Origin of the sequence: Ferroacidibacillus organovorans (assembly GCF_001642725.1) — a bacterium.
GTDB lineage: Bacteria > Bacillota > Bacilli > Alicyclobacillales > SLC66 > Ferroacidibacillus > Ferroacidibacillus organovorans.
In genome coordinates, this window is the sequence record NZ_LSUQ01000013.1 from 1 (window position 1) to 25011 (window position 25011).

The following is a 25011-nucleotide window of genomic DNA, read 5'->3' on the forward strand; positions in this document are numbered from 1 at the left end:
TGGCTCTATTCGATTAACGAGGTGGCTCTAAACTATTAACCTAGTGGTCCTACGGCACTGAAATATTCACTTGACCCCTGTATCATTGGGATCCTCCTCCTCCTTTTTGGGCTATGAACCCATTTTCATAGCAATCGGAGGAAGGCTCCATAGACACATTTTGTGGGGAAGTTCAGTTTGCAAAATATTGATTTGAGTGGCGTAGGCGGGATAGGCCGTGAAACAACCCAACGCTCACTCCCATTGGCAGTGCTTCGCGCCAAATCCGTTTCCACAGCCCAATCCGCTTCACAGGACGGTCTCTGCCACGGGGTATCTCCAAGGAGGGCTTGGCGACGAGGACACACTGCCAGAACCCTGTTTCCATCGAATCCATCCGCGCCTTCCACCGTTTATACCATCGCCAAACGGTTTTGGAGGAAATGGGGCCGGAAGGGTAGGGGACCGATTCGCCCACTTGCTCCAGCGACTGCCCGTTTTCGTGTTCAAGCAATACATTTTCTTGCAAATCCCATATACATCGCTGGTAACGGCCAATGAAAGATGGATATACAGTTACGGTTTTACCGCAGGCTTCACACCTGAACCGGAACAAACGAATGCGGTCTCTGTGCTTCCCGCAACACACATCCCGCTCGAACTGATCGTGCTTACTTAAGGGATGTTGCCTCCCACAACGGGTACACGTTTGTGGACGAATTATGGATAGATCTGGATGCTCACAAAACTCCAAATAAGAATGGACATTTGATAACGGATCCATGTATTATGTAGGCATATTCAGGCGTGCGTAAGCACGACCTTGTGGAGAGAAGAGAGACCAGGCCGCCAAAACCTGAGGTCTCTCTTCTTTTATGCCATTACCCTCCCGCTGATGGTTGTCGTTTCAACGATGATCTGCATACGACAATCATTGACAAAATCCTTCGTCAAACGGGGCGACAAAAAACCGCTCATCCGCGGTCAAACAGCGTGAGCGGCTACAGAATAGCTCGATGAATTGAAACAGGAGATCATCAATCAGATGGTGTAATTTCACGTTTACAATATGGGATTTAAGTGAAACGAAAATCTTCGGGAATACTTGCCTTGCTTGAATTTTTGGCTATTTATTGGTCGTTCCATATATATTTATGAATAATCAAACGTATTATGTCAAATCTAACAGCTTTCGTGGGTGCGCTAAGAGAAAGGTAAAAAGGATAGCTCAGCATTAGCGCGGTATTGACCGACTCTGCGAAAATATCAGAGGACAATATGTTATGGATATCTCAAAACTGAGCACACGGATGACGTTGTTCGAGTGGTAACAGCGGAGAACGGGTAAGAGGAAAGAGTAGGAATTAGGTTGTGAATCAATTTGATAGAGAATGTATGCTGTGTGATAATAAAAGGAAAACTTGAAAAGGAGATTTTCCGTTTGGGCAATTTTAAAAAATGGGCTTGGATAGAATCTAGTCTGCTCGGCCTTATCTCTTTGGTCGTATATTTAGCTAATGGTATATTTACTAACCCATCAGGTGACGTCGTACCTGCATCTGTGCTTCCATTTTCCATAATACTGCATCATAATTTTTATATCGGACGCTATCTTATGTTTTCTCATCAAGATAGCCCCTATTATTTGGATGCCTTCAAAAATCATTTTATTTCTGCATATCCCATAGGCTCTGCCATCACGGCGCTCCCAGTTTATTTAATATTTCTGCTCTTTGGCGGTCATGCGACTGCTATCACGGGCGCGATTCTGGGAAAGATTAGTGCGTCGATTATTTCTGGCGCATCAGTCATTTGGCTTTATTGGACTATGGAACGTCTATCGATCAAGCGGTCAGTAAAAATTGTTTTCGCTATTCTCTACGGCTTGGGATCCGAGACGATGTCTATAAGCAGTCAAGGTTTGTGGCAACACGGTCCTGCACAATTTTGGATAGTAGGATTCTTGTATTTTGTGGTCATGGCCTATGATAGAGAAAGAGCACGAGCTTGGATTTATATCTGTACCGGAATATCGGTAGGTATGATATTGCTGTCGCGTCCCGTAGATTTACTTTTAATTCTTCCCTTCCTTATTTTACTTAGGAATCAGCATATTAGGAAAAACATATGGATAACAGTGGCTACATTCGTTCCTTTTCTTGCTTTTAACATGGCTTATGATCATTATTTCCATGGCCACATAGTTTCAACTGGATATGGATCGGTGGCTAAAGAATTGTCATTGTTCAGTTTTCCTCTCATTCCCGGTCTGCTAGGAAATCTCTTCAGCCCTAGCAAAGGCCTGTTCGTGTTCATGCCATGGGCTCTCATATCGTTTGCGTGGATCACCAGATTTCGCTCACAACGATTTAATAATTCAATTTATTTCCCTGCGCTTCTCTCTTTTTTTCCTTACATCGTACTGTACGCTCTTTATTATCAATGGTCAGCTGGGGCCAGTTACGGACCTAGATACATGACTGATGTACTACCGCTGTTAGCAATATTAGGATCCGGATATATGACTAACTTAAATATAGCTAATTTAACATTACTAAAACTCAACACGTTTCGTGCATTGACTGGGCTAGTAATAGCATGGAGTATTGCGCTGCAACTTCTTGGAACTTATGTGCCTGGCGGTTCTGCGTGGAATGATGCATACAGTCCGAATAATTTCTTTACTCCGCTATGGATAATTCGAGGAAGTGAAGCGGCATATTATTTCAATACACTCAAGTCATCGTTGTTGCCAGCAGCGCCAATTACTAAACCAGATGCCATTTTCTCGAATATGCAATTGTTATACAAACCGTATATTTACGAAAAAGGAATCATGCCATCTATTTTTATTCCTAATACAACATATGTCGGTACCGTTGTGGTAAAGAACGCTGGTAGCCAAGGATGGTCTGCGTATCCGTCGTCATCCGGGGGCGATGTCGTCCATTTTAGCTATAACGTGTGGCAACATAGAAAACTGATTGCGTCAGTTTCAGGCCTACGCTCAGCCCTGCTCCACTCCGTGCAGCCTGGTAAAAGTATAAAGATTTACTTTCATTTTGTTACTCCAAGCATTCCAGGAAAATATACCTATGTGTTTACCCTCGTTGACGAAGGAGTGTGTTGGTTTCAAAACGAATTGAGTTCCACCAACGCGGACATCGCAACTATTAAAGTTGGTTAATAAGTCAATCTGAATTCGGTAACTTCAGGTAGCCGGTAAATGTGGACGTCTTATCGGGGTCAATGGTGATAATTGTCGTGCTAAAACTTACCCTTGAATCCCGACAGCATTGTTCAGTAGTGGCATGTTCGTAAGCGTGAAAGGGAAAGTAACTGTATTGGGTGTCGTCATTTCGTTTTCGTATGCGTCCAAATAGAAGATGAATTTCTTCGTTGTTCCGAGATCGGGCTATGCACAATAAATAGTGATTTAGCTTTGACAGTGAAACACATGGAGTTGTGCCATGTGTTTCTTTTGTGTGTAGTAGGAGTATGATAAAGTCAACATTGAGAATGACTTGGACGTGGTGATGGCATGAAGGTATTGATCGCAGGTGCGGGCGGTATGCTTGGCACGGATTTGCAGAAGGCGTTTGCAGACACGCCATGCATCGCGCTCACGCGCAATGAACTGGATATCACGCAGGAGCTTGCGGTGCGCGAGGCGGTTCAGATGCATCGTCCGGACGTGATTCTAAACGCGGCGGCGTACACGAATGTGGATCGCTGTGAGACGGAGATTGATCAGGCATACGCGGTGAATGCGGTCGGCGCGCGCAATGTGGCGGTCGCCGCCGAGCAGATTGGTGCGCGGTTGGTTCATGTGAGCACGGATTATGTGTTTCCAGGGGTCAGTGACCGTCCGTATCGCGAGGAAGACGAAACGGGACCGATCGGGGAGTATGGCCGGAGCAAACTCGCCGGAGAACAGCTCGTGAGAAGCTTATGTAAAAAACATTATATTGTGCGAACGTCTTGGCTTTATGGAAAACACGGCCCGAATTTCGTGAAAACGATGTTGAGGATAGGGAGAGAACAGGGTGCGGCGCGCGTCGTGGATGACCAGGTGGGGAGTCCGACGTATACGGCCGATCTGGCGCAGGCGATTCGGACGCTTGTCGAGACGCCGCAGTACGGCGTTTACCATCTGTCCAATCAGGGCGCCTGTTCGTGGCACGCGTTCGCGGAGGATATTTTTACGCTGGCGGGCGTCGATGTAAACCTTCAGGCGATCAAGACACACGAATTTCCGCGCCCCGCAAAACGCCCGGCGTATTCGGTGATGGACAACATGATGTGGCGACTAAGCGGCCATGCGTCGCTTCGCCACTACCGCGCGGCACTCGTTGCCTATTTGCGGGAGACGGACGAGATTCAGGGAGGAGATCACACCTCGTGAAGGCGCTTATTCTAAGTGGAGGTACAGGGTCGCGTTTGCGACCGCTCACGTACACGGGCGCAAAGCAACTGATCCCTGTGGCGAACAAACCGATCTTGTTTTATGCGATTGAAGCGATCCGCGAGGCCGGCATCACGGAGATCGGCATGATCGTCGGAGAAACGGGAGCCGAGATTGAGCGCGTGGTTGGTGATGGACAAGCGTTTGGTGTGAAGATCACGTACATACCGCAGGAGGCGCCGCTCGGGCTTGCGCACGCAGTCAAGATCGCGGAACCGTTTATCGGAGCGGACGATTTTCTCATGTTTCTCGGGGACAATTTGGTGCGTGACGGGGTACGCGCGTTTTCTGAGCAGTTTCAAACGAGCAAGCCAAACGGCATGATTCTTTTGAGTCGCGTACCCAATCCACAAAGGTTTGGCGTGGCGGAGATTCAAGGCGGTCAGGTTACACGACTTATCGAGAAGCCGAAGGTTCCGCCGAGCGACTTGGCGCTGGTGGGTGTGTACTTGTTTGACCGCTCGATCTTTCGCGCGGTCAACGAGATTGCGCCGTCGGCGCGCGGAGAGCTTGAGATCACCGATGCGATCCAGCACCTGATCGATCACGGCTACCGCGTCGAGGCGCACATCATCGACGGTTGGTGGAAAGACACGGGGAAGCCGGAAGACATGCTGGAGGCTAACCGCATGATGGTCGAGAACATCACGCCTTCGTGTGACGGAAAGGTCGATCAACATTCACAGGTGATCGGTCGCGCATGCATCGCGTCGGGCGCGGTGATTGAGAATAGTGTGATTCGCGGCCCTGTCGTGATTGGGGCAAACGCGGTGATCAGAAATTCGTATATCGGGCCATTCACGAGCATCAGCGAGGGTGTGCGGATCGAAGGCAGCGAGCTTGAAAACAGCATCATCCTGCAAGATACGGTGATCGAGTTTATTCCGACAAGGATCGACAGCAGCCTGATCGGGAAGAACGTTCACATCTCCAAGGTGATTGAACGGCCGAAGGCACTGACGTTTGTGCTCGGGGATAACAGCCGCGCCGAAGTGCAGTAGGGAGAATACGCTGTAGAGCGACGCGTGCTGTGAGGTGCATAAGCGTAGACTTGGAAACGGGGGATGGCATGGTTTCGCGACTGTTGGTGACTGGTGGCGCAGGCTTTATTGGTTGTCATTTTATTCGCATAATGCTTGAGACGCATTCGGATCTGCACATTGTAAACCTTGACGCGCTTACGTATGCGGCCAATCGCGAGGCATTGCGTTCTTTCGACGGAATTCCGCGCTATACGTTTGTGCAAGGGGACATCACCGACGCGGTACTTGTTGATCGCCTGATGCAGCAGGTGGACGGAGTGGTCAACTTTGCCGCTGAATCGCACGTCGATCGCAGCATCGCCGATCCGGGAATTTTCGTAAAGACGAACGTGTTGGGGACGCAGGTGCTGCTTTGTGCGGCGAGACAGCATGGCGTGAAGCGCTATCTGCAAGTGTCGACGGATGAGGTGTACGGGACGCTTGGCGCAAAAGGGCACTTCACGGAAGAAACGCCGCTTGCCGCGAACAGCCCATACTCGGCGAGCAAGGCGGGCGCCGATTTGATGGTGCGCGCGTATCACGAGACGTTTGGCCTTCCGACGCTGATCACGCGCTGCTCGAACAACTATGGACCTTACCAGCATGACGAGAAGTTGATCCCTACGCTGATTCGAAAAGCACTGCGGAATGAACTTCTGCCAATCTATGGCGACGGACAGAATGTGCGCGATTGGCTGTTTGTGGAGGATCACTGTCGCGCGATTGACCTTGTGCTGCGTGAAGGAACGGTCGGTCAGGTGTATAACGTAGGTGGACACAACGAGTGGAAAAATATTGATATCGCTAGATTGATTCTAAGTATGCTAGGGAAGTCGGAATCGCTGATCTCGTATGTGGATGACCGTCTGGGGCATGACCGCCGCTATGCGATTGACGCAAAGAAGATGCAGGATGTGTTTGGCTGGGTACCTGACGTGACGTTTGAGCAGGGAATTCAGTCGACGATCGCGTGGTATGCCGAGCATTACGCCACGTCGAGCGCGAGGAGTGAAGAGCGATGAAGGTGGAACCGCTAGGATTGCCAGGCGTCTTTTTGATTACGCCAACGGCGCACGGCGACGCGCGCGGATTCTTTATGGAGAGTTATCGCCGTGACGTTCTCTTGGCGCACGGGGTCGACATCGAATTCGTGCAGGACAATCACTCGCTGTCCGCACAAAAAGGTACGGTGCGAGGGCTCCACTACCAGGAAGAGTCGATGGCCCAGACGAAGCTGTTGAGAGTACTGACAGGTTCCGTGTATGATGTAGCAGTGGACATTCGCCGCGATTCGCCGACGTATGGCAAATGGGTCGGTGTGACCTTGAGCGCGGAGAACCGCCAGCAGATCTTGATTCCGAAAGGGTTCGCACACGGCTTTTGCACGCTAGAACCAAACACACAGATCCACTACAAAGTCGACGCCTACTATTCCTCGGCACACGACCGCGGCATTCGCTGGAACGACCCGGCGATTGGGATCGACTGGCCCGTGACGGAGGCAGAAGCTGTGCTGTCTGCGAAGGATGCGGCGTCGCCGATGCTGAGTTTCTTAGAATGAGGTCACGGACAGAGATACGATAGGATCATAATCGCTCCATTTGTTTATGGTCACTGAGGACGCTCTGTGGGAAAATGAGTTTGAATCGATCAAATTGGAGGGGATAGCTTGCTCAGTGACCGAGATTTAAAAAGACTGGCGCTTACGCATGAACTTATCACTCCGTTTGATCTTAATGATTTTGAAGGTGCAACGATCAATCTAAGGCTTGGACAAACGATTCGAAAGTATATCTCGGATGAATCGATCATCCTCGGAAAAGAAGTTTTCGAAGATGATTATTTGGAGATCGATCTCACGGAGAATGATTTTTTCCTGGAACCAGGAGAGTCTGTTTTGATACAAACCTATGAATTTATTAACGTTCCAGAGTCGCTAAGTGCGCGTGTTTATGAACGATATAGTATCAAATCACTGGGCCTTATGATTAGTCCGGCGCATTACCTCACTCCCGGATATCGCGGAAATATCGGCCTTCTGGCGATAAACCACTCTGCTGTACCGATCAGGCTGACGCCAGGTATCAAGATTTGTCAGATCGGATTCTTTGCGTTGTCGTCCATTCCCTTAAAACCCTATGAGAAACAAGATGGTAAGTATATGGACGCCAAGGATGTAAGCATTTCGAAGTTGCACTTGGATAAGGATATCCAGGAATTTTTAAAACAAAAGGGTATCTCGCGTGTGTCTGATGATATGGCCAAAGCGCTGGGAGATCATTTAATGGGGCATATTCGTGAATCTGCAAAGCGACTTGCCGATACCATTCGATATGAACAGGATTTATTCGCGTGAGTGATTTGAGGGATATTGTAACTCGACATGTTGAAGACCAGCTTCGTAGTGAGTTCCCAGTGAAAGAATTCAGTGACGAGCAATTGTCTAAAATTCTAGATAATAAACGCGCAGATGGCAGTATCAATCGCGAAGTCAATCGTATTCTTGACACTTTTTTAGAGGAAATTGAAGAGAACTCTTCCAAGAAAAAAAGAAGACGCATCCTCAATTTCTCATTTTCAGCCGCTGGCCTGATCCTCACAACGATCATCGGATATGCCGTAAACATGACCAATTGGTCTATGGTGATTGGTATGATCATTGCGATGTTGATCGTCAATGCGTTGTTCTTATTTTTTGCTGATCAATAAGCTGTTACTTTGTGAAGGAGGCGCTGATGTAGAGTTGTATGTGGATGAAATGGGATTTGGCGCGTATTGTATTTCATCTTCTTACAGTGTCCAACCATCAATTGATACGTTCAATTACACGTGTTACAATGAGAGTCAGGGGCGATGGAGACGATGAAAAGCTATTCGTCCAGAGAGCTTATAAAAATCATCGAAGCGGACGGATGGTATTTCGTCAGAGCAGTTGGCGACCACCACCAGTACAAACATCCAACAAAACTCGGCAAAGTTACCATCACTCATCCTGTGAAAGATGTACCTCTCGGGACGGTTAGAAGCCTATTTAAGCAGGCGAAATTGCCCATACCTCAATAAGACTTTCAATACCATCGAATACGCGCAGTCCGGTAGAAAGTGCATAGGAGATGATTCTGCGTGACGAAAGACCGCTACGTGTATCCAGCCATTTTTGATTATGCAGATGATGGTATTTCCATCCAGTTTCCAGATCTCCCCGGCTGTTTGCCATGCGCACAGAGCACGGAGGTTGCAATGAAAAATGCGCGCGAAGCGATGGCACTCCACTTGTACGGAATGGAACAAGATTGCGATGCAATTCCGGAGGCAACACCCATTCATAAACTACGAGCTGCCGAGAATCAGGCTATCGTGCTCGTTGAGGCGTGGATGCCACCTTTCCGGGACGAAATAGAAAAGAAGGCCGTTAAAAAGACACTGACCATCCCGAAGTGGTTGGATGACTTGGCGGTTGATCAGCACGTAAATTTTTCTCACCTGCTTCAGGATGCGCTTAAGCGATACCTCGGTGTCACAGATAAACAATGAAGGATAGGAGTCGCATCTATCTCGCGATCGTATGATGCCGCATGTCCCTCTTTACGACGCTGGCGGCGCTTCTCAACTGTTCTTCGCTCGCAGGGGAGAGTTCGAGTGCAACAGATAGCTTATGCAGGGTACGCAGCGGATCGTCGAGCAGCGTGTGATAATCGATGATCGTGGCCTCGTCCCAAGCGGTATCCCCTTGATCGGCGCGCGTTTGCGAGACAAGGGCGAGGTGTGCGTGGATCGCGTTCATGTGTAACTGCCAGAGGGCGAGGGATTTCTCCTGCGCGAAACCGTCGCGCACGGCGAGGGATGCGGCGACTTCGTGGGGGTTGCGGGTCATGACGACGTAGCGCGCGTCGAGGTCGAGCGTCTCGATCAGTCTCGCCCAAAGCGGCAGCAGCAGGCAGGTGCGCGGGTCTTTGAACGCGAACACGTCGGTGTTCTGAAACTCATACGCGATGAGCATGGTCATGATCCCTAGTGCTTCGTTCGCTATGTCGGTCTCCCACCACGCGTCGGGCATGGGTTCCGTGCTGTGCCAGGTTCGCCCTATCGTTTGCAAGAGGCTTTCCTGCACAATCACCAGGTTCTCATTCTCAAAGTAGCCGTCCGGGTTGTCTGCCGCCCCTTTTAGCGTCACGCCGAGGGGCACGCCGAGTCTGTGAATCATGTGGGTGAGCACGGACGTCCCGCTGCGGTGCATCCCGAGAATGAGAATGAGCTTTTGTTTGGCGTTTGGCATCTGCGATTTCCTTTCCCCTATCGCGCAACGGCGAACTCGCGCGGCTGCGTGATAAACCCCTTCCTATACCTGCAAACACATCCTGATCCTGCAAGCTTATCCTAAACCTGCAAGCTTTAAAAAAGATTAAAATTTTCTAAGCCTTGAAACCTACCGAAGATTTTCATCGTCTTTTCATATGCTTGGTGTTCCCTTTTGGTATGTTCAACCAAAGCATAAACACGGAGGATATTTCATGCATCGAAATAAACGTACCGTTACATCCCTTTCCATCGCGCTTTCCCTCGCGTCCGCTCTCCCGCTCGTCTCGATGCAATCGCAAAACGCGTTTGCCAATTCCTCTGCGTCCTCTCCCTCTGTGACGTCCGCCACCTACGGAACGGCCACAGGTGCGCCCGCCCCGACGATCGCGCCGACAGGAACGACAACAGGGACGACCACGACCTCGCCCAGCAGTGGAGGGTCATCGAGTAGTACAGGCACGTCCCCCTCATCGCCTGGCGGTTCGGGTTCGACGCTTACTTCACCGTCGTCGACTTTGACCCCACCCTCGTCCGGCACAAGTGTGATCACAAGCACACCGTCCACGCCTGTCAACCCGGTTACCGGCGCGCCGATTCTCTCCGGCAGTCAGGGCAACCCGTCGGCAAATGGTTTATCGTCTTCTACAGGCGCGGCGCCACTCGTCAATTTCGCGCATGTCGGGTCTGTTTCGTGGACCTCAAATGGACCGGCCGACGCGCAGTTTCAGAAGCTTGAAAAGCGCTACGACGCGAAGTTGCTTGGCAATCCGCACTGGCACGGCTTTCTCAACCAAGAGGGCCGCACGATCACGGTAAACCTCTATTATTTGCATACGATCAACGGCCTGTCGATCCAGATGGAACAGGACCCAAAGGCGGGCATTTTCTACCCGTCCCACGTTGACTTCGAGGTCAATCTGTATGGCAAGTGGTACATGCTCGGCTCCGTGCCGACGAAGATTCCGCAGAGCGCGAGCGGCAACTCGACGCAGTGGTTCGCCGTGCAGACACACAACTTGCAGGCGAGTGAGTTTCGTATCGTGTTCCCCGTGACCAACTGGGTGTTCACGCGCAATCTCGGCATCTGGGGGAGTGACTTCTCCGTCCCCACGTCGCAATCGCTGCCGAATCTGCCGCAAGTGCCGAAACCGTTCACTCAGATGATGTCCATCTTTGATCCGCGCTCTGCGGGGATTCGCAACATGATGCTCGCGTACAGCGGAAGCTACGGACAGATGGGGACGTGGACGACGAAAGATTTCCTGCCTGTCACATCGTACCTGCTGCAAAACGGGCAGATCGGCGGGCGGCTGTTTGACACGGTACTCTTTCTTCCGTATACCCTCGCGCAAAACCAGCAGGCGTGGCTGAGCTATCTCAATAATCTGTTCGCCAAAAATGAGCAGTTGAGCGCGCTCAACCAAGCGATGGTAAAGACGGATCAGGGCATGAACAAGTTTGGGTACAACCCATACCCAAAGGAAAAAGTGGTAATCGCGCTACCGTATCCGTCATACCATTCAGGAGCGTGGGGGCTTTTGGGCGGACAGATCCTCTCGTTTACGCCGACGCCGTCTGATCCAGGGAGTGTCGCGAACCGCCTGACGGCGATCCAGTGGTATCTGAATACGTTCCTCGCGAAGTGGAAGCAGGCTGGATTCAGCAATCTATCCCTCACCGGATTCTATTTGAACGATGAGACGGTGCACTACACGTTCCCCGGCGAGGTGAACCTGATTCAGGGTACGAGCCAGATGGTGCAGAAGGCGGGCTACCCGCTCTTTTGGATTCCCTTTTATGACGCGGGTGGGATCGAGGACTGGCAGAGTCTCGGCATTAACGCCGCGTGGATTCAGCCGAACTATGCGATTCAAGGCAAGGCGGCGCCCGCAGGCCGGGTTGCCAATACGGTGCAGCTCGCCAAAGACAACGGGATGGGCGTGGAGCTTGAACTGCCGACGGCGGCGCTGACCAGCCCCCTCTATCGGAATCTGTATCTCTCCAGTCTCCAACAGTTCCAGCAGGCGGGGGCGGCGGGCTCGGTGTCGCACGCGATGTATGCGGGATCGAAGGTTTTGACGCAGGCGGCCTACTCGACGAATCCGGCGGTGCGCGCGCTCTACGATCAAACGTACGCGTTTCTCGCCAATCAATCGAATGGGGCGCAGGTGAATTGAGCGGAGGCTCGCGGCAGTGAGGTGGATGCGCACGCTTTATGATGTGCCGAAAATTGTCACTGCCGCAGGGCGACCCCCAAAAAAGGATAGGGGTGCCACGAAAGCATTCGTAGAGACTTGAGAGAGTCCAAGAATCTTTCTGAGGGAGTGTCACCAATGAATCAACGATTTGGCAAATTAGCATCAGGTTTGAGTGCGGCAACGCTCGTGCTCGGAATGGTCGCAGTGCCGACCGCAGCTTTCGCAAAAGAAAAACATACGGTTAAGTCACACGCTACGAAGTATATGGATCACCACAAATCGAAGAAAGATCACGGCGATGGAAATGGAAATGGAAATGGAAACAGCAATTTTGGCGGAGGCTTTTATGGAAGCGGTTGGCTCACATTGCCGACGCTCCCCACACCGCCGACACCGCCGGCTGGGCAAGTACCACCTGTGGGGCCGACGCCACCGATTGGAACAACGCCGCCACCTGTTAACTTGGGCGCGGGTGGCCTTGCTTGGGTGGAGGATGGCAAGGCGCCGAAACACGGCGGGGACAACCACTGGGGCGGCAGGTTTGGACGGTATGACGCGACGGTGCTGGTCAGTCTGATGCAGCGGGCGGAAAACTACTATGATCCGATCGTGACGGCAGAAGTGCAGAAGGTTCAGGCGGAACTGCAGAGCATCTCGGCGACGGTGAGCGCGTCGGCAACGGTGGCGGCAACCGCGTCGGAACTCACGGTCAATCAGCAGATTCAACAGTTGGCAACGCAGATCAGCACGGAGACGGATCCGCAGGCGCTCGCGGCGGATGTACAGCAGTTGGAGCAATTGGCAAGCCAACTCCACGATATGGTGCAATCGGAAGATAACCAGGATAACTCGGGAACGCTCCAGGCGGATGCGCAGCGTCTGCAGGATGTGCAGGATCAGTATGTCCGGGTGCTTACGAATCTCAAAGACGTGTTGGCGCGTCTGCAAGCGGGCGGCTACTCGCGCGGCGACTTGCACGAGGCGTACGGTGTGCTTCGCGAATACAGCAGTGTCAGCATCAACGATGTGCGCATGTTAGAGCGGATTGACATGCAGCTCGCCATGTACGCGGGGCAGTCGGGAACGGCCACGACGGGTACGACGACGGGCACTACGACCACGACGGGTACCACGACAGGTACGACTACCGCGACGTCCGGGAGCACGGTGACGCTCTCGACCGGAACGGTGACGGCGGGTCAAGCCGTGAATGTCTCGGGCACGGTGTATGACGCGAACGGATCTGTGGTTGCCAATGCGCCTGTGGTTGTGACGTTTGACGGGATTACGGCGACGGGCACGACGAATCTGAGCGGCCAATACGCAGTATCGGTGACGCCGACTGCGGCGGTTACGAACAGTGCGGTAGCGGTTGTCGCGGCTGGCAGCACGATCAGCACGGCGGCTGACGTCGCGAGTGTGACGGCGGGCGCTCCGGCGATCCTCCGAAGCAATGACACGTCGGTGGAATCTGTTCAGGCGAACAATGCGCAGCCACTCATCACGTATCAGTTGCTTGACGCGTATGGCAACCCGGTTTCCGGGCAGACGATCAACTTTGCGGTGCGTCAAGCGGTCGGATCGACCACGGAGGCGAGCAATGAAGTGACCGAGGCGGCAGGCAGCCTGTCTGCGCCGAGCGCTGTGACGAATGCGCAAGGCCAGGCAACAGTGACCTACACGGCGAGCGCGACGGCTGACGCGGATGGCGATCTGCTTGACACCATCGTCGCGACGAACAACAACCTCTCGAACACGAGTGCGCAGTTCAGCTATTAAAGGAAGCGAATGTGCGTGTGCGTGTGAGCATGCATGGCAGTGCGTAGATCAGGAAGGGGCTCCCGAGATCGCTCGGGGGCCTCTTTTTAACAAGCGCACAGGCTTTTTAGTGTGTGGTTGATATAATGGGTATAACGGTTTGAAACGGGGATAGAAATAGGGGGAGTGAGCGATGTCAACTGGAGTTGAACCTATGGATAGAGTTCATCGTAAAATAACGAGGATTGGGAATAGCCTGGGCGTTACATTCGCAAAGGATTCACTGCGAAAACTGAATTTAAACTTAGGGGACGATGTTGATATCATCGTGAATGAAAAAGCAGGTGAAATTGTGATTCGCAAGGCGATTTCGCTTCCTCAAGGGCTTGATCCAGCATTCTTTGAAACGCTGGAAACAAACGCAAATCGCTATCGTCAGACGATTGAAGGATTGAAGGATCGATGATCAAGTATCTAACCCCCGAAGAGGTCATTGCGATTCATCTCTATGTAATTCATGAATTTTCTCCGGGTGAGCAGAGTGGTGTAGCGTTTCCAGACATGCTCGATTCTGCGATCCATCGACCTAGACATTCAGCTTTCGGTGAAGATGCATATCCTGGAATATTTGAAAAAGCGGCTGCATTGTTTGCGTCGCTCGCACAAAATCATGCTTTTCACAATGCAAACAAAAGAACGGCCTTTCTCTCGTTGCTACAGTTTCTTAGTTATAACGGATATGTTTTTTTGATGGATCAAAATATGAGGTTATTCGCGATGACATTGGACAGCAAAAGGTCGTTCCTTTTCATGGCTAACCATCCTCTGATATTGGGAGAGTGTCGAACTTCACGAGAACATGCACAACATTACATCAAATCATGAATTTCGATTCCCGTCCGCAGGATTTCGTCAACGATGCCAAGACGCTCCTCAAGTTCCTTGTTCGTAAAAGCTAAGGGTTCTATATCGACTGGGTATTCCATGGCGTACCGCAATAAATAGGTAATTCCTTCTACTCGTGACATGGACTCGAAGTGGTTGGAGAAAATAGCGAGATCGACATCGCTTTCTGAATTAAAATCTCCCTTCGCAAAGGAGCCAAATAGAATTGCTTTGCTCACGGGTATCTGACGTTTTATTTTCTCTAGATAGTCGACGATGGTTAACTTTATTTCTTGAGGGACATGACCGTCCAATGCCAGTGTGGGTTCCTCCGATCATCTTTGTCATCACTTTTAATGCTAAGTATACACTTGTTAATGCTCATTGAGTTCAGAAACTGAGGATTCCGTGTGCGAGTAGGGGGGCAATAATATATAATGAACGTACATATTTTGTGTTCTAAAGGGGAGGTTCTATGAGCGCGACTGTCAATCGACTTGTGGAGGAATTCAAGAGACTGTCTGACGAAGAAAAGCGGGAAATGATTGAGAAGCTTGAGGCAGAGGAATTTTACCGTCAGGTTCTTCAATATTCACTGCGTGACTGGGATTATGCAAAGGACGATGCCTACAATGACCTATTTAAACCGTTAGGGTGAAGTGAGACCGCCGCGCAGTGCGGCGATCACTGATCCTGAATGCCGAGCATCTGGTGTGTGCTGTTCAGCAGACTCGCCGGCGGGTTGAACCACTGCGGCTGTGTGAGAAAGAGATCGCCGGGGCCGGGATACTGCTCGCCGGCGGACGTCAGGATGTACTCGCGCGACCAGGTCGGGTCGAAGTACACCCACGCGCCGCTTATCCACGAGCGATTCCAGGCGTGTCCGGTGTTGCCGTTGTCAACCTGCGGTGACGCCGCGTCGTTCGCGTAGCCGACGACCATCTCTGTCGGGATGCCGAGCGCGCGCAGCATGGCGTCTGCGACGTTCGCGTAGTCCACGCAGATGCCTGAGCGCGTCGCGAGCGTTTCTTCTGTCGTGCTCCAGCCATAGCCGCCATTTTTGAGCAGCGGCCCGTTGTAGCCGATGTGGTTCATCTCCCAAGTATAGACCGCTTGCGCCTTCGCAAGTGGTGTCGCGGCGCCTGCCGTGATCTGTTTTGCCAGCGCTTGCACAGATGGGTCGAGCCAGTTTGCCCACGCGGAGGCGAGCATGCCGAGCTGTTGATCGCTGTCCTGACCGCTGTAGGTGAGTGTGAACGGAGCCGTGACCGACTGGTGCGCCGTGTCAAACGTGTAGGTGAGCGACGTCATCTTGGTCGTCAGCGGCGGTGCAGCCTGCACTTGATAGGTGTCGGCGGGAAACGGGACGTGCAGTAAAACGCTGAAGCTTCCGTTTGCCGCGACAGGAACGTCGTAGATCCACTGCGCGGATTGGCCTGTCGCGTCGCCCGACTCGTTGATCTCTACCCACACAGAGGTCAGTGGCGCGCTGTGCGCGACAACGTGTCCCGTCGCGTAGACTTGCGGCAGCGCGGGATTGTAGAAAACGCTCGTGAGATCGACGAGCGGATGCACCCCTTTCGCGGGCGCGGCGATGGTCGCCTGGCGCAGTGATTTGTTCGCTGTGAGCGCAGCCGTTGTCGGCGCAATCGAAAAGACAAGCTCGCCGCTTGCCGGCGTGCCGGGCAGTGCATAAGGTGTCACGTAAGGGGTCGGCTTTGTGATTTTCTTGGGAACGTAAGCCACCCTTTTCTGCTGTGCGATTGTCTGCCGAACGCGCGCGGCGAGGAATGGAAGTTCTGCCTGTGTCGCATACAGCGGGGCGTTCGCGGTGATCCAGCCTGAGCGCTTGGCAAACGTCAGCGGCGCGAGTCCCTTGGTTGATACACCGAGCATTCTAATCAGTCCGGTTACCGCCGTCTGTTGCGTCACGCGATCGCTAAATCCAAAGTGTTGCGCGTGATCAGCCAGCGTGAGGTGCGCCTCGATCGCTTGTGTCACGAGTGCGGCGAGCGAGAATGGCACATCTGCGAAGTGAAACGGGCGTACCGTTTTTGCGGTGCGGTGCGCAAAGGTGTGCATCGCCCACTGCACGAACGCGCCTTTGGTCAGCATTACAGGTCGCGCAGCGACGAGCATTTTTCGAGTTGTCGCATGCGTGTGCGCAGGCAGCTGTGTGACCGTGCGGGCGTAGGTCATTGTTCGCGCGACCGCGTGCGAGCGAGTCACAGGTAGTGTCTGTGCAAACGCGCCGACAGGGCTGCCGAGGGCGAGGCCGAGCGCGGCGAAGGAAGAGATAAAGGTGTGATTTTTTCTTGGTGTCCGAACGCGCGCGGTCATACGGTCGCCCCTCCTTTTCCGAGTCATCTAGTAGGATGATCTTAGCACGTCGCGCGCGCGTTTTGGTCTGTCAGTTTATGGGCATAAAAAACAAAAAGCCCGTCCGAAGACGGGGTGTACATTTCATTTGCATAAGAGATGGATTAAAGCTTGTTTACATTGGCTGCTTGCGGACCGCGCTGTCCTTCAACAATATCGAATTCGACTTGTTGACCTTCTTCGAGCGTGCGGTATCCGTCGCCGCTGATCGCGGTGTAGTGGACGAAAACATCGTTTCCGCCATCGACACGGATAAATCCGTAGCCTTTTTCGCTATTGAACCATTTAACGACACCTTGCACTAAGAAATCCCCCTACGGAAAGTACAACCTACGTACTTATTTAGATGTAGTCTCTCACAAACCATATCATTTTGGCAAGATACTGTCAATTACCGAAACCAATAAATTTCCATTGATCCTTCAACATCCTTCTACTATCCTATGATAGGTTATGGATAAGAAGATTACACAGTATGGTGCAAAGGAGTTCTCTTTCATGCGAAAGTTGACGAAAAACGCGCTCGGATACTCGACCGGACTGATCGCGGGTGTCGCGCTGTTTGGCGGCGTCACGTTTGCGAGCACGGGTGTTCGCTCGATTCTCGCGGAATACGCGAACATTGGCATCAACGTCGGCGGGCGCACGATTCACACCAGTGCGCAACCTTTCATTTATAACAAGAACGTGTACGTCCCGATCAGCACGATTGCGATTGGACTTCACGCGACGGCAACGTGGAACGGACCGAAAAAGAGTGTTGAAGTCGGCGCGCCTTTTGTGCCGCAGGTTCAGACGGGAATGCTTACGTACTATGGTTTACCCGTTTATAGCGGAACGCATACGGTCACGCTCAATCAGCAGCAAGACATCGCGGCGTACGCGCTGGCGGCGATTGCTAACTTGCCTTTCTACAATGATACGCGCACAAACACGGTCTATATCGGGAAGGGGCCAGCGTCTGGTCTCCCGCTGAGCGCATTTTACGATGTGCACGATGTGGGCGATTATGCGCGCTCGTTTAACGGTGGGATCGGGCCGATCTACGGGTGGAGTCAGGGTGCCCCGCAGATCGCTGGACAGACGTATAACAACCTCGATTCGCTCGTGTGGGGTACGGCGTCAAGCGGCCCTTCGCAGGTTCCGGGCGTCACGTATGCGATGAATGGAAACTTCACGTCGATGACGGGGATGTTCGGGCTCGATGACGCGTCGGATGGGCATGAGGCGGTGCAACTCACGATCTCTGGGGACACGGGCAACGGGACGATGAAGACGCTTTATCAATCGCCATGGATGAAGCGCGGCGTGGCGGCGACGCCAGTCTCCGTGGATTTGACGGGCATGAAGCTTGTCAACGTGTCGTTTAGTGTGGAGGCGCTGCAGAAAAACGGTTCTGCGGGTACGGTGTATCAAGCGGGACAGACGTTGCCATCTGGCATGATTACGGACATCGACTTTGCAAATGTGCGCGTCCACTGACGTGCCTGAATCGAATCTGGTCGATTACTTGGCTTATTGATTTGAAACGAGAGGGGAAAACGTTCTATGAATCCACGCCCGTTTGTGCTCGGGGCGGTCACGAGTCTCTTGCTGGCCGGAGGAACGGCGTATGCAAGCGCTACGTTTCGGCACATTGAAGCGTCTTATGCGAACATCTCGATCCAGGTCAACGGCAAACCGGTGCCGACGAGTGCGGAACCGTTTATCTATAACAAGAATGTGTACGTTCCAATCAGCACGGTGGGGCATGCGCTCGGCGCGAACGTCCAGTGGATCAACAACCCGGCGACGGTGAAGGTGACGCCTTCAAGCACGGTGCACCCTGTCTCGGTCTATTACAATGGACAAGCGCTCCCGTCGGGGATTACGGATGGGTCGACGTTCCTCGATGTGCCTGCGTCCTCGACGGCGTACACTTCGGTGACGGGGCTTTTGCCGACGATTGACAGCGCGGGCAATGTGGATATCAAGCAATCGACGCCTCCCGCGTTTCCAACAGGGTCGACGCCGCTTGTCTTATCGATGCAGCCGACGCATTTGTATGGGGACTTTGCGAATACGAACCTGTACCCGAAGGGGCAACTGTCTGGCTATTGGAACGCGACGGTGCTAGGACAAGTGTACCCAGGGATCTACACGATGGAGTGGGGCGTCGTTCCGGGGACAGCTGCGCAGGTTCCGGGCGTCGATTATGCGCTCAACGGAAAGTACACGACGTTTAGCGGCACGCTTGCGATTGATGACCTTTCAAAAAATTACGGCGGCGCGGTGCAGTTGGTGTTTTTGGGAGACGGCAAAACGATCGGGCAAACGGGCTGGGCCCACGGTGGGACGGAGCCAATCTCGTTCTCGGTGCCCGTCGCGGGCGTCCAGACGCTTGAGATTCAGTATGAGGTCAAAGGGCCAAATGGCAACATCCATTTGATGGGTTCGACCTATACGCCGCCTGCGATCAATCCAGACGGCTCGAAGACGGATCCAATTCTCGTTGTCGATTTGATGAACGCGGCATTGCAATAAATTGTTAGGCGGCCTTCCCTCGCTTCCCGCGGGTTCTCTGCAGGTGTACAATAGAGAAATCCATAGGTTGCGAGAGAGGGGAATGGCACTTGGCGCTCGTCGATCGGTTTGAACGGGTTCACGATTATCTGCGTATTTCGGTCACGGATCGGTGCAATCTCCGATGTGTCTATTGCATGCCGGCGGAAGGCATGCAGTTTTTGGATGAGTCGGAGGTCATGACGGATGATGAGATTGTCGGTATCGTGAAAGCTGGCGCAGAGCTTGGCATTCGCAAGCTGCGCATCACGGGCGGTGAGCCGACGGTTCGCAAGAATTTGGTGGAGCTGGTCGAGCGGCTGGCGGCGATTCCGGGGATTGAAGATATCGCGCTGACGACGAATGGCATGACACTGCGGGAACAGGCGCACGCGCTCAAGCGCGCGGGGATCTCGCGGCTCAACTTGAGTCTTGACTCGATGAAACCGGAAGCGTTTCAGGCGATCACGCGGCACGGGGATTATGTGCGCGTGTGGCGGGGGCTTGAGGCGGCGATCGAGGCGGGGTTCTCGCCGATTAAGTTGAACGTGGTGCTGGTCAAAGGATTTAATGAGACGGAGATCGTCGAGTTTATCCGCCTGACAAAAGAGTGGCCGCTGATCGTGCGGTTTATCGAGTATATGCCGATCGGACAGGACGCAGAGCAGTGGCGCGCGCGCTATGTTCCGCTGACGCAGGTGTTCGAGGAAGCAAAAGCGGCGGGGCTCACGCTTGAGTCGGGGGATCAAGTGCGCGGCAACGGGCCTGCGGAGTATTTTCGCGTGCCGGGATTTGCGGGGCAGATCGGCCTTATCCACCCGGTGAGCGATCACTTTTGCGCGACGTGCAATCGCCTGCGTCTTACGGCGGATGGGAAGCTGAAACCGTGTCTCTATTGGGAAGACGAGGTGTCGGTGCGGGACTGCGCGCACGATCCGGAGAAGCTCAAGGAGCTTTTTTATCGGGCGCTGAAGCTGAAGCCGGAGAAACACGAGATGGCGCGCGCGGGGGAATTGCTTGAGAATGGGCTCACACCGACGTGGCGCGCGATGTCGCAGATCGGCGGCTGACGTGTGGCGAGGCTTGTGGCGTCGTGAAGGTCGACGGGCGTGTGGCGAGTGTGGTCTGCTCGCGCCGGGTGACTGAAACCGATTTGTTCCCTGCTGTTTCTATGCGGCAGGGAATGAATCGGTTTTTTATTTTTTGTTGAATAGTCCGTCAAGGAAATGGATCATGGTCCTGCTTGTCCTTTTATTCGAAAATAAAGATATATTATAGATGATCCCGGTTTTAACGTTTTCCATGGAATGACCAGGGAGATTGACGATCATGAGTTGATCTTCGGATGTATTCTGATAGCGAAGGCTTATATAATAATCAATTGGCGGGAGTGGAAGCCCGCTATAAATTGCACCCCTCGGGATGACCCCATACTCTTTGTTGAGGAGATCCATTAACGTTTTAATTTGCTTTGATTGGTGGATATTAAAGAGGCGTGACTGTACATTCGTGGATGCGTACACGCGGGTTACAATAACCAATTGCGGGTTGGGCGAGAGCGATTGAGAGGCGTATCCTGGGGATTGTAAACCATGAATGACAATGCCTGCCGTGATCAGTAGGGCGACAGCAATACCTACAATATACACTTTTCCCTTTGCGTTGATGATCATGTACGCACCCGCCTCAGATCGCAGAATATAAAGATTGCGGAAATCAAGATGCGTCAATAGGTGGCCACTTCCGAGATGAATGGAGGACACGAAGAATCTCAACCCGATCCTGCAGGACTCGATAATGGAGAACAAATGAAGTCTCAATTATCACGAGTTCCCTCGTTCCGCTGCTTTAACACCTTGTACAATGGCATGAATCTGCCGGTCCTGCGTCTCTAAATAGTCTTGAATGCTTGGCTAGCCAGATCGGCCTGGGTGCGGTCAGTGGCTTTTGAAAAGACTTCCAAACGATCCTTGACTTTGGAAGGGATACGGACCAGTCAGTGTCACTGTTTTCATGGGGTCAACCTCCGTTGTGTACATGCGAATAGTATAATACACAGAAGAAAACAAGTGATCACTCCCCTTAATTACTTAAATGCGGTATGGGTATCTCGGTCAAATCCATCAAACACGAGGCATGTCATGCCCTTGTCGGGTGCCTGAAATCGATTCGTTTGATAAATCCTTTAAAAATGCTTGAAAAAGGCTTGTCACACCGTGTCGTATCTTGTAGAATCAAGAGCATGGAGAATAAGCAATTGGGTAGAGTTTCTGCGCGTAGGGCGTAGTTTTCTAGTCCCCCCTAGAACGCATGTCCCCATGGCGTTCTACGCGCAACTTTATAGCAATTTTTATGGATTCATTCTTATATCTTCGCGGCATGACTGCGCGGTGTGCGGATTGCCTGTTTCGTCAGGATGACCTTGACTGCACCCACGAGTATGATCTTCGGCGTGACCTTACCACCCTTCGCGGGTGGTTTTTCTTTTTCTCAGCGATGTTTGGACATCCTAAGAAAAAGTGACGAGGGGGCATCTGCTCGTGAAGCGTTTTTTTCGATCAGGTCTTATGGCGTTTGGCGTAACTGGCGCGACGCTTTTGCTGGGGTACGCATGGATGGCGCGCCAGCCAGCGCCGATCCGCATGGTGCCGGCGCAGACGTCGGCCGTGGCGGCCGCGCAAACAAACGGGGAAGCACCGCGCACGGGAGTCGCGCAGCCAGCGCAAGGGGCAGCGGGATCGTCTGGCGCGCCAGGTGTTGTGGGCATGCCAAGCGACGCGCAGGGCGCACCTGATACGCCTGCCGCACAGACGCGAGCGGGGACGGCGCAGACACGAACGCAGACGGGGACGGGTGCTTCTCCTGCGCAAACGGATGAATCGAGTTCAGCGCTATTGCAGTCGCTGTTTCACGCATCGCCGCGGCAGGCGGCTCCGCTGTGGCTGATTGTCGGGACGGATTCGCGGGCGGGTGAGTCTGCCCGCTCGGACACAATGCTTTTGGCCAAGAGCAATGCGGCAGGGACGCGCGTGCTGCTTATCTCGGTGCCGCGCGACATGCGTGTCGCGATCCGCGGCTATGGTATGACAAAGGTCAATCACGCGCTTGCGTACGGCAATCTTCCTCTTCTCAGAAAAACGCTTGATGAGACGTTTGGCTTCCATATTGATCACGCGCTGTCCGTGGATTTTGACGCGTTCAAGGAATTGGTCGACGCGCTTGGCGGCGTGCCGATGACGGTGGAGCGCGCGATGGATTATGACGACGCGAGCGACGGAACGCACATTCACTTGCGGCCGGGGCGGCAAATCCTCGATGGGAAAAAGGCGCTTGACTATGTGCGCTTCCGGCATGACGCGCTTGCGGATACGGGTCGTATGGAGCGCCAGCAAAAGCTGCTGCGGGCGATTGTGACGACGAATGTGCCGCCAGACCATTGGTTTGCGGTGGCGAAGACGGCGGTGACGATGCCGACGCACTTGCACACGGACGCGAGTGTGTGGGAGGCGGTGACCGCGCTCATGCATGTGATGCTGAGTCCGCACCACACGGTCGTCACGGAGATGATGCGCGGGCGAAATGCCGTAGACCCGATAGACGGCTTGTGGTATTTTTACGTAGATCCACGCGAATTGTACAAGGTGCGCGCTGAGATCGACCACTTTGGAAAATGATGAGGGTCGCTACGTGAAACAGCCAGACGAGACGGTGCTATGTATCTTAAATGTTCCATTTACAACCTATACAGAGAATGAAGTGATCGCGCGCTGTACAGACTATGCCATGGATCAAAAACCGCATGTGGTCATCACGGCAGGTCCTGAGTTTGTGATGCACGCGCAGCGCGATCCTACGCTTTTGCCGCTGCTTGAAGGTGCGGATCTGATCACGCCGGATGGGATCGGCATCGTACTCGCTGCGCGCTTTCACGGCCATTCTGACCTGGAGCGTGTGACGGGGGTCGCGCTTGCGGAAAAGCTGCTCGCGCAAAGTGCCGCGCGCAACTTTCGTGTTTTTCTTCTCGGCGCGTCGCCGGAGTCAAACGAAAAAGCGCTGAATGCTGTCAGAGCGTTGTACCCGGAACTTGTCGTGAGCGGGCGCAACGGCTACTTTGACGCGACGGAATTGCCTTCAATTTTAGAACAGATTCGAAATTTTGAGCCACACATTCTGCTCGTAGGACTTGGACAACCACGGCAGGAACGCTTCATTTGGGAGCATCGCGACGCGCTGTCCGTTCCACTGATGATCGGGGTGGGTGGAACCATTGACATTCTAGCGGGCACGGTCAAACGTGCGCCGGCGCTGTTTCAGCGGATGCATCTGGAGTGGCTTTATCGGCTCCTCACGGACCCGAAACGGTGGCGTCGACAGTTGGCGCTGCCCCAGTTTGCGTATCTGGCGTACCAAGAACGGCTGCGTAAGGGGTCTTGAGATACGATTGAGTGAGTTTTTTTTACGATGCACACGCTTTGTCGTGACACTATCGCTGCTTTGCTCTACGCTGCTTATTCGCATACCGAACGCATTTGCCGCAAATGACTCGTCCAGGGGACAAACTGCGCTTTCACATTTGGGTAAAGCGCGATCGGGACTGTCAGGCGGCGCGCTTGACGTTTCAATGAAAGCGCAACCCTTTTCTCTGCTGCTCGTCGGCATTGATCGCGACCCGGAGAGTCCGCTTGCGTGGCGCCATCAGGAAATGCAGGCTGACGCGCTCGTCTTGCTCACGGCGCGTCCGGAGACGGGTGTTGTCGATGCGTTACATATTCCTCGCGATACGCGTGTCGTTGACGCGCGCGGGAGGTACCAAAAGATCAACAGTTTGCTCCTCTCGTCAGGTTCTGGGGGACTCAAGCGCGCGGTGGAACACTTGACGCATCAGCCGATAAGCGCCATGATGTCGCTTGATTTTGCCTCATTTCGCAGAGTGATGGCGCACCTCGGGCCCTTGCCGTTTCATGTGGATCGGACGGTGGATTCGCCGGAGGGCGTACACGTGCGCAAAGGGTGGCAGCGTCTGTCGCCACAGGCGGCGCTCGCAGTCGTCCGCTTTCGCCACGAGCCGCTCGGGGATATTGGACGAATTCATCGGCAGTCGCGGTTTTTGCGCGCGTTGATTTGGCATGTGGGAGGGCTTCCTTATCCGGTGTTTGCGGCGTGTATCAAACTGACGACGACGGATCTGACGCCGGGTGCGACGCGTCAATTGTATGACGCCTTACAGGGGCTCCGCGCATATCACGCGCATACCGTACCCGGCAATTTCAGTGTGGGGAGTCCGAGCTATTGGCTGGTCGATGAGGACGCGATGGCGGTTTGGCGCGATGAGTGCAGTGAAGAAATGGGTGCCGTTCCTGCCCTTTCCCACCCGCTTGAGCGCGCGGCGCGCGGCGACGCGGATGACGGGCGCGACCGCTCGCTGTAGGTGGGATTTGCCCCAAGATGTGACGTCCTAAATTGCGTGATTGGAGCCACACTAGAC

26 protein-coding genes are annotated in these 25011 nt (G+C 53.2%); 21 read left to right on the top strand and 5 right to left on the bottom strand.

What is annotated here, in order from left to right; translation table 11 throughout:
* Positions 1-217: 217 nt before the first annotated feature.
* The 10 genes from AYW79_RS15485 (at position 218) to AYW79_RS06315 (ending at position 9000) form a co-directional block, all read left to right on the top strand.
* Positions 218-658 (top strand): hypothetical protein, encoded by a 441-nt coding sequence (locus tag AYW79_RS15485; protein WP_156481768.1) that lies wholly within the window; start codon positions 218-220, stop codon positions 656-658.
* A 762-nt stretch (positions 659-1420) separates the two neighbouring features.
* Positions 1421-3166 carry a hypothetical protein gene (locus AYW79_RS06275; protein ID WP_067563329.1) on the top strand — a complete coding sequence of 582 codons (1746 nt, stop codon included), beginning with the start codon at positions 1421-1423 and terminating at the stop codon, positions 3164-3166.
* A 354-nt stretch (positions 3167-3520) separates the two neighbouring features.
* Positions 3521-4384 carry a dTDP-4-dehydrorhamnose reductase gene (rfbD, locus tag AYW79_RS06280; protein WP_067563332.1) on the top strand — a complete coding sequence of 288 codons (864 nt, stop codon included), beginning with the start codon at positions 3521-3523 and terminating at the stop codon, positions 4382-4384.
* Positions 4381-5445, top strand: a complete 1065-nt coding sequence (locus AYW79_RS06285; protein ID WP_067563334.1) for a glucose-1-phosphate thymidylyltransferase — start codon at positions 4381-4383, stop codon at positions 5443-5445. The genes rfbD and AYW79_RS06285 overlap by 4 nt, the downstream gene beginning before the upstream one ends.
* A 68-nt stretch (positions 5446-5513) precedes the next feature.
* Positions 5514-6488: a dTDP-glucose 4,6-dehydratase gene (gene rfbB, locus AYW79_RS06290; RefSeq protein ID WP_082806600.1), complete on the top strand. Its 975-nt coding sequence runs from the start codon at positions 5514-5516 to the stop codon at positions 6486-6488.
* The gene (gene rfbC / locus AYW79_RS06295) at positions 6485-7027 is read left to right on the top strand and encodes a dTDP-4-dehydrorhamnose 3,5-epimerase (RefSeq protein ID WP_067563338.1); all 543 of its coding nucleotides are present in this window, start codon (positions 6485-6487) and stop codon (positions 7025-7027) included. The genes rfbB and rfbC overlap by 4 nt, the downstream gene beginning before the upstream one ends.
* A 108-nt stretch (positions 7028-7135) precedes the next feature.
* Positions 7136-7822 (top strand): dCTP deaminase, encoded by a 687-nt coding sequence (gene dcd / locus AYW79_RS06300; RefSeq protein WP_067563340.1) that lies wholly within the window; start codon positions 7136-7138, stop codon positions 7820-7822.
* A complete protein-coding gene (locus tag AYW79_RS06305; RefSeq protein ID WP_067563342.1) occupies positions 7819-8175 on the top strand; it encodes a hypothetical protein in 357 nt (118 codons plus the stop codon). The genes dcd and AYW79_RS06305 overlap by 4 nt, the downstream gene beginning before the upstream one ends.
* Positions 8176-8319: 144 nt before the next feature.
* Positions 8320-8529 (top strand): type II toxin-antitoxin system HicA family toxin, encoded by a 210-nt coding sequence (locus tag AYW79_RS06310; protein ID WP_418251483.1) that lies wholly within the window; start codon positions 8320-8322, stop codon positions 8527-8529.
* Between the two features lie 60 nt (positions 8530-8589).
* Positions 8590-9000, top strand: coding sequence for a type II toxin-antitoxin system HicB family antitoxin (locus AYW79_RS06315; RefSeq protein ID WP_067563344.1), 411 nt, complete (start codon positions 8590-8592; stop codon positions 8998-9000).
* 16 nt (positions 9001-9016) lie between these two features.
* On the opposite strand, the gene AYW79_RS06320 is transcribed toward AYW79_RS06315, so the two are convergent.
* Positions 9017-9742, bottom strand: a complete 726-nt coding sequence (locus AYW79_RS06320) for a sulfotransferase family protein (RefSeq protein WP_067563347.1) — start codon at positions 9740-9742, stop codon at positions 9017-9019.
* Between the two features lie 235 nt (positions 9743-9977).
* Between AYW79_RS06320 and AYW79_RS06325 the strand changes: the two genes are divergently transcribed.
* From AYW79_RS06325 to AYW79_RS06340, 4 genes are all read left to right on the top strand, one after another.
* On the top strand, positions 9978-11942 hold the full coding sequence (locus tag AYW79_RS06325) for a DUF4855 domain-containing protein (protein ID WP_067563348.1): 1965 nt from the start codon (positions 9978-9980) through the stop codon (positions 11940-11942).
* A gap of 156 nt (positions 11943-12098) precedes the next feature.
* A complete protein-coding gene (locus AYW79_RS15815) occupies positions 12099-13742 on the top strand; it encodes a carboxypeptidase-like regulatory domain-containing protein (protein WP_067563351.1) in 1644 nt (547 codons plus the stop codon).
* Positions 13743-13914: 172 nt separating this feature from the next.
* Positions 13915-14187: an AbrB/MazE/SpoVT family DNA-binding domain-containing protein gene (locus AYW79_RS06335; protein WP_231877747.1), complete on the top strand. Its 273-nt coding sequence runs from the start codon at positions 13915-13917 to the stop codon at positions 14185-14187.
* On the top strand, positions 14184-14606 hold the full coding sequence (locus AYW79_RS06340; protein WP_082806595.1) for a type II toxin-antitoxin system death-on-curing family toxin: 423 nt from the start codon (positions 14184-14186) through the stop codon (positions 14604-14606). The genes AYW79_RS06335 and AYW79_RS06340 overlap by 4 nt, the downstream gene beginning before the upstream one ends.
* On the opposite strand, the gene AYW79_RS06345 is transcribed toward AYW79_RS06340, so the two are convergent.
* On the bottom strand, positions 14591-14920 hold the full coding sequence (locus AYW79_RS06345; protein ID WP_067563356.1) for a nucleotidyltransferase domain-containing protein: 330 nt from the start codon (positions 14918-14920) through the stop codon (positions 14591-14593). The genes AYW79_RS06340 and AYW79_RS06345 overlap by 16 nt on opposite strands.
* 161 nt (positions 14921-15081) lie before the next feature.
* Between AYW79_RS06345 and AYW79_RS06350 the strand changes: the two genes are divergently transcribed.
* Entirely contained in the window at positions 15082-15264 is a 183-nt protein-coding gene (locus AYW79_RS06350; protein ID WP_067563359.1) for a hypothetical protein, read from the top strand.
* A 26-nt stretch (positions 15265-15290) separates the two neighbouring features.
* On the opposite strand, the gene AYW79_RS06355 is transcribed toward AYW79_RS06350, so the two are convergent.
* Together AYW79_RS06355 and AYW79_RS06360 are read right to left on the bottom strand one after the other, a co-directional pair.
* Positions 15291-16946, bottom strand: coding sequence for a transglutaminase domain-containing protein (locus AYW79_RS06355; RefSeq protein WP_067563362.1), 1656 nt, complete (start codon positions 16944-16946; stop codon positions 15291-15293).
* Between the two features lie 143 nt (positions 16947-17089).
* Positions 17090-17287: a cold shock domain-containing protein gene (locus tag AYW79_RS06360; RefSeq protein ID WP_067563365.1), complete on the bottom strand. Its 198-nt coding sequence runs from the start codon at positions 17285-17287 to the stop codon at positions 17090-17092.
* Between the two features lie 196 nt (positions 17288-17483).
* Between AYW79_RS06360 and AYW79_RS06365 the strand changes: the two genes are divergently transcribed.
* The 3 genes from AYW79_RS06365 to moaA all read left to right on the top strand — a co-directional run bounded on the left by AYW79_RS06365 (position 17484) and on the right by moaA (position 20596).
* Entirely contained in the window at positions 17484-18467 is a 984-nt protein-coding gene (locus tag AYW79_RS06365; RefSeq protein WP_067563369.1) for an NPCBM/NEW2 domain-containing protein, read from the top strand.
* A 66-nt stretch (positions 18468-18533) separates the two neighbouring features.
* Complete coding sequence (locus AYW79_RS06370) at positions 18534-19508, top strand: NPCBM/NEW2 domain-containing protein (RefSeq protein ID WP_067563372.1); 975 nt, start codon at positions 18534-18536, stop codon at positions 19506-19508.
* A gap of 89 nt (positions 19509-19597) precedes the next feature.
* Positions 19598-20596 carry a GTP 3',8-cyclase MoaA gene (moaA, locus tag AYW79_RS06375; protein WP_067563375.1) on the top strand — a complete coding sequence of 333 codons (999 nt, stop codon included), beginning with the start codon at positions 19598-19600 and terminating at the stop codon, positions 20594-20596.
* A gap of 126 nt (positions 20597-20722) precedes the next feature.
* Here moaA and AYW79_RS06380 read toward each other — a convergent pair whose 3' ends face one another.
* Positions 20723-21199, bottom strand: coding sequence for a hypothetical protein (locus AYW79_RS06380; protein WP_143216122.1), 477 nt, complete (start codon positions 21197-21199; stop codon positions 20723-20725).
* A gap of 867 nt (positions 21200-22066) precedes the next feature.
* On the opposite strand from AYW79_RS06380, the gene AYW79_RS06385 reads away from it, so the two are divergent.
* From AYW79_RS06385 to AYW79_RS06395, 3 genes are read left to right on the top strand one after another with little or no spacing between them, the layout of a single operon-like run.
* Positions 22067-23200, top strand: a complete 1134-nt coding sequence (locus AYW79_RS06385) for an LCP family protein (RefSeq protein ID WP_067563380.1) — start codon at positions 22067-22069, stop codon at positions 23198-23200.
* 13 nt (positions 23201-23213) lie between these two features.
* On the top strand, positions 23214-23960 hold the full coding sequence (locus tag AYW79_RS06390; RefSeq protein WP_067563455.1) for a WecB/TagA/CpsF family glycosyltransferase: 747 nt from the start codon (positions 23214-23216) through the stop codon (positions 23958-23960).
* A gap of 7 nt (positions 23961-23967) precedes the next feature.
* Complete coding sequence (locus tag AYW79_RS06395; protein WP_067563383.1) at positions 23968-24954, top strand: LCP family protein; 987 nt, start codon at positions 23968-23970, stop codon at positions 24952-24954.
* Positions 24955-25011 lie beyond the last annotated feature (57 nt).

Excerpts from the sequence above, each read along its gene's own strand:
- AYW79_RS06310 (WP_418251483.1), top strand. The coding sequence starts at position 8,320 with ATGGAGACGATGAAAAGCTATTCGTCCAGAGAGCTTATAAAAATCATC.
- AYW79_RS06325 (WP_067563348.1), top strand. The coding sequence starts at position 9,978 with ATGCATCGAAATAAACGTACCGTTACATCCCTTTCCATCGCGCTTTCC.
- AYW79_RS06380 (WP_143216122.1), bottom strand. The coding sequence starts at position 21,199 with ATGATCATCAACGCAAAGGGAAAAGTGTATATTGTAGGTATTGCTGTC.
- rfbB (WP_082806600.1), top strand. The coding sequence starts at position 5,514 with ATGGTTTCGCGACTGTTGGTGACTGGTGGCGCAGGCTTTATTGGTTGT.
- rfbD (WP_067563332.1), top strand. The coding sequence starts at position 3,521 with ATGAAGGTATTGATCGCAGGTGCGGGCGGTATGCTTGGCACGGATTTG.
- AYW79_RS06370 (WP_067563372.1), top strand. The coding sequence starts at position 18,534 with ATGAATCCACGCCCGTTTGTGCTCGGGGCGGTCACGAGTCTCTTGCTG.
- rfbC (WP_067563338.1), top strand. The coding sequence starts at position 6,485 with ATGAAGGTGGAACCGCTAGGATTGCCAGGCGTCTTTTTGATTACGCCA.
- AYW79_RS06350 (WP_067563359.1), top strand. The coding sequence starts at position 15,082 with ATGAGCGCGACTGTCAATCGACTTGTGGAGGAATTCAAGAGACTGTCT.
- AYW79_RS06365 (WP_067563369.1), top strand. The coding sequence starts at position 17,484 with ATGCGAAAGTTGACGAAAAACGCGCTCGGATACTCGACCGGACTGATC.
- AYW79_RS06355 (WP_067563362.1), bottom strand. The coding sequence starts at position 16,946 with ATGACCGCGCGCGTTCGGACACCAAGAAAAAATCACACCTTTATCTCT.
- AYW79_RS06340 (WP_082806595.1), top strand. The coding sequence starts at position 14,184 with ATGATCAAGTATCTAACCCCCGAAGAGGTCATTGCGATTCATCTCTAT.
- AYW79_RS06320 (WP_067563347.1), bottom strand. The coding sequence starts at position 9,742 with ATGCCAAACGCCAAACAAAAGCTCATTCTCATTCTCGGGATGCACCGC.
- AYW79_RS15815 (WP_067563351.1), top strand. The coding sequence starts at position 12,099 with ATGAATCAACGATTTGGCAAATTAGCATCAGGTTTGAGTGCGGCAACG.
- AYW79_RS06335 (WP_231877747.1), top strand. The coding sequence starts at position 13,915 with ATGTCAACTGGAGTTGAACCTATGGATAGAGTTCATCGTAAAATAACG.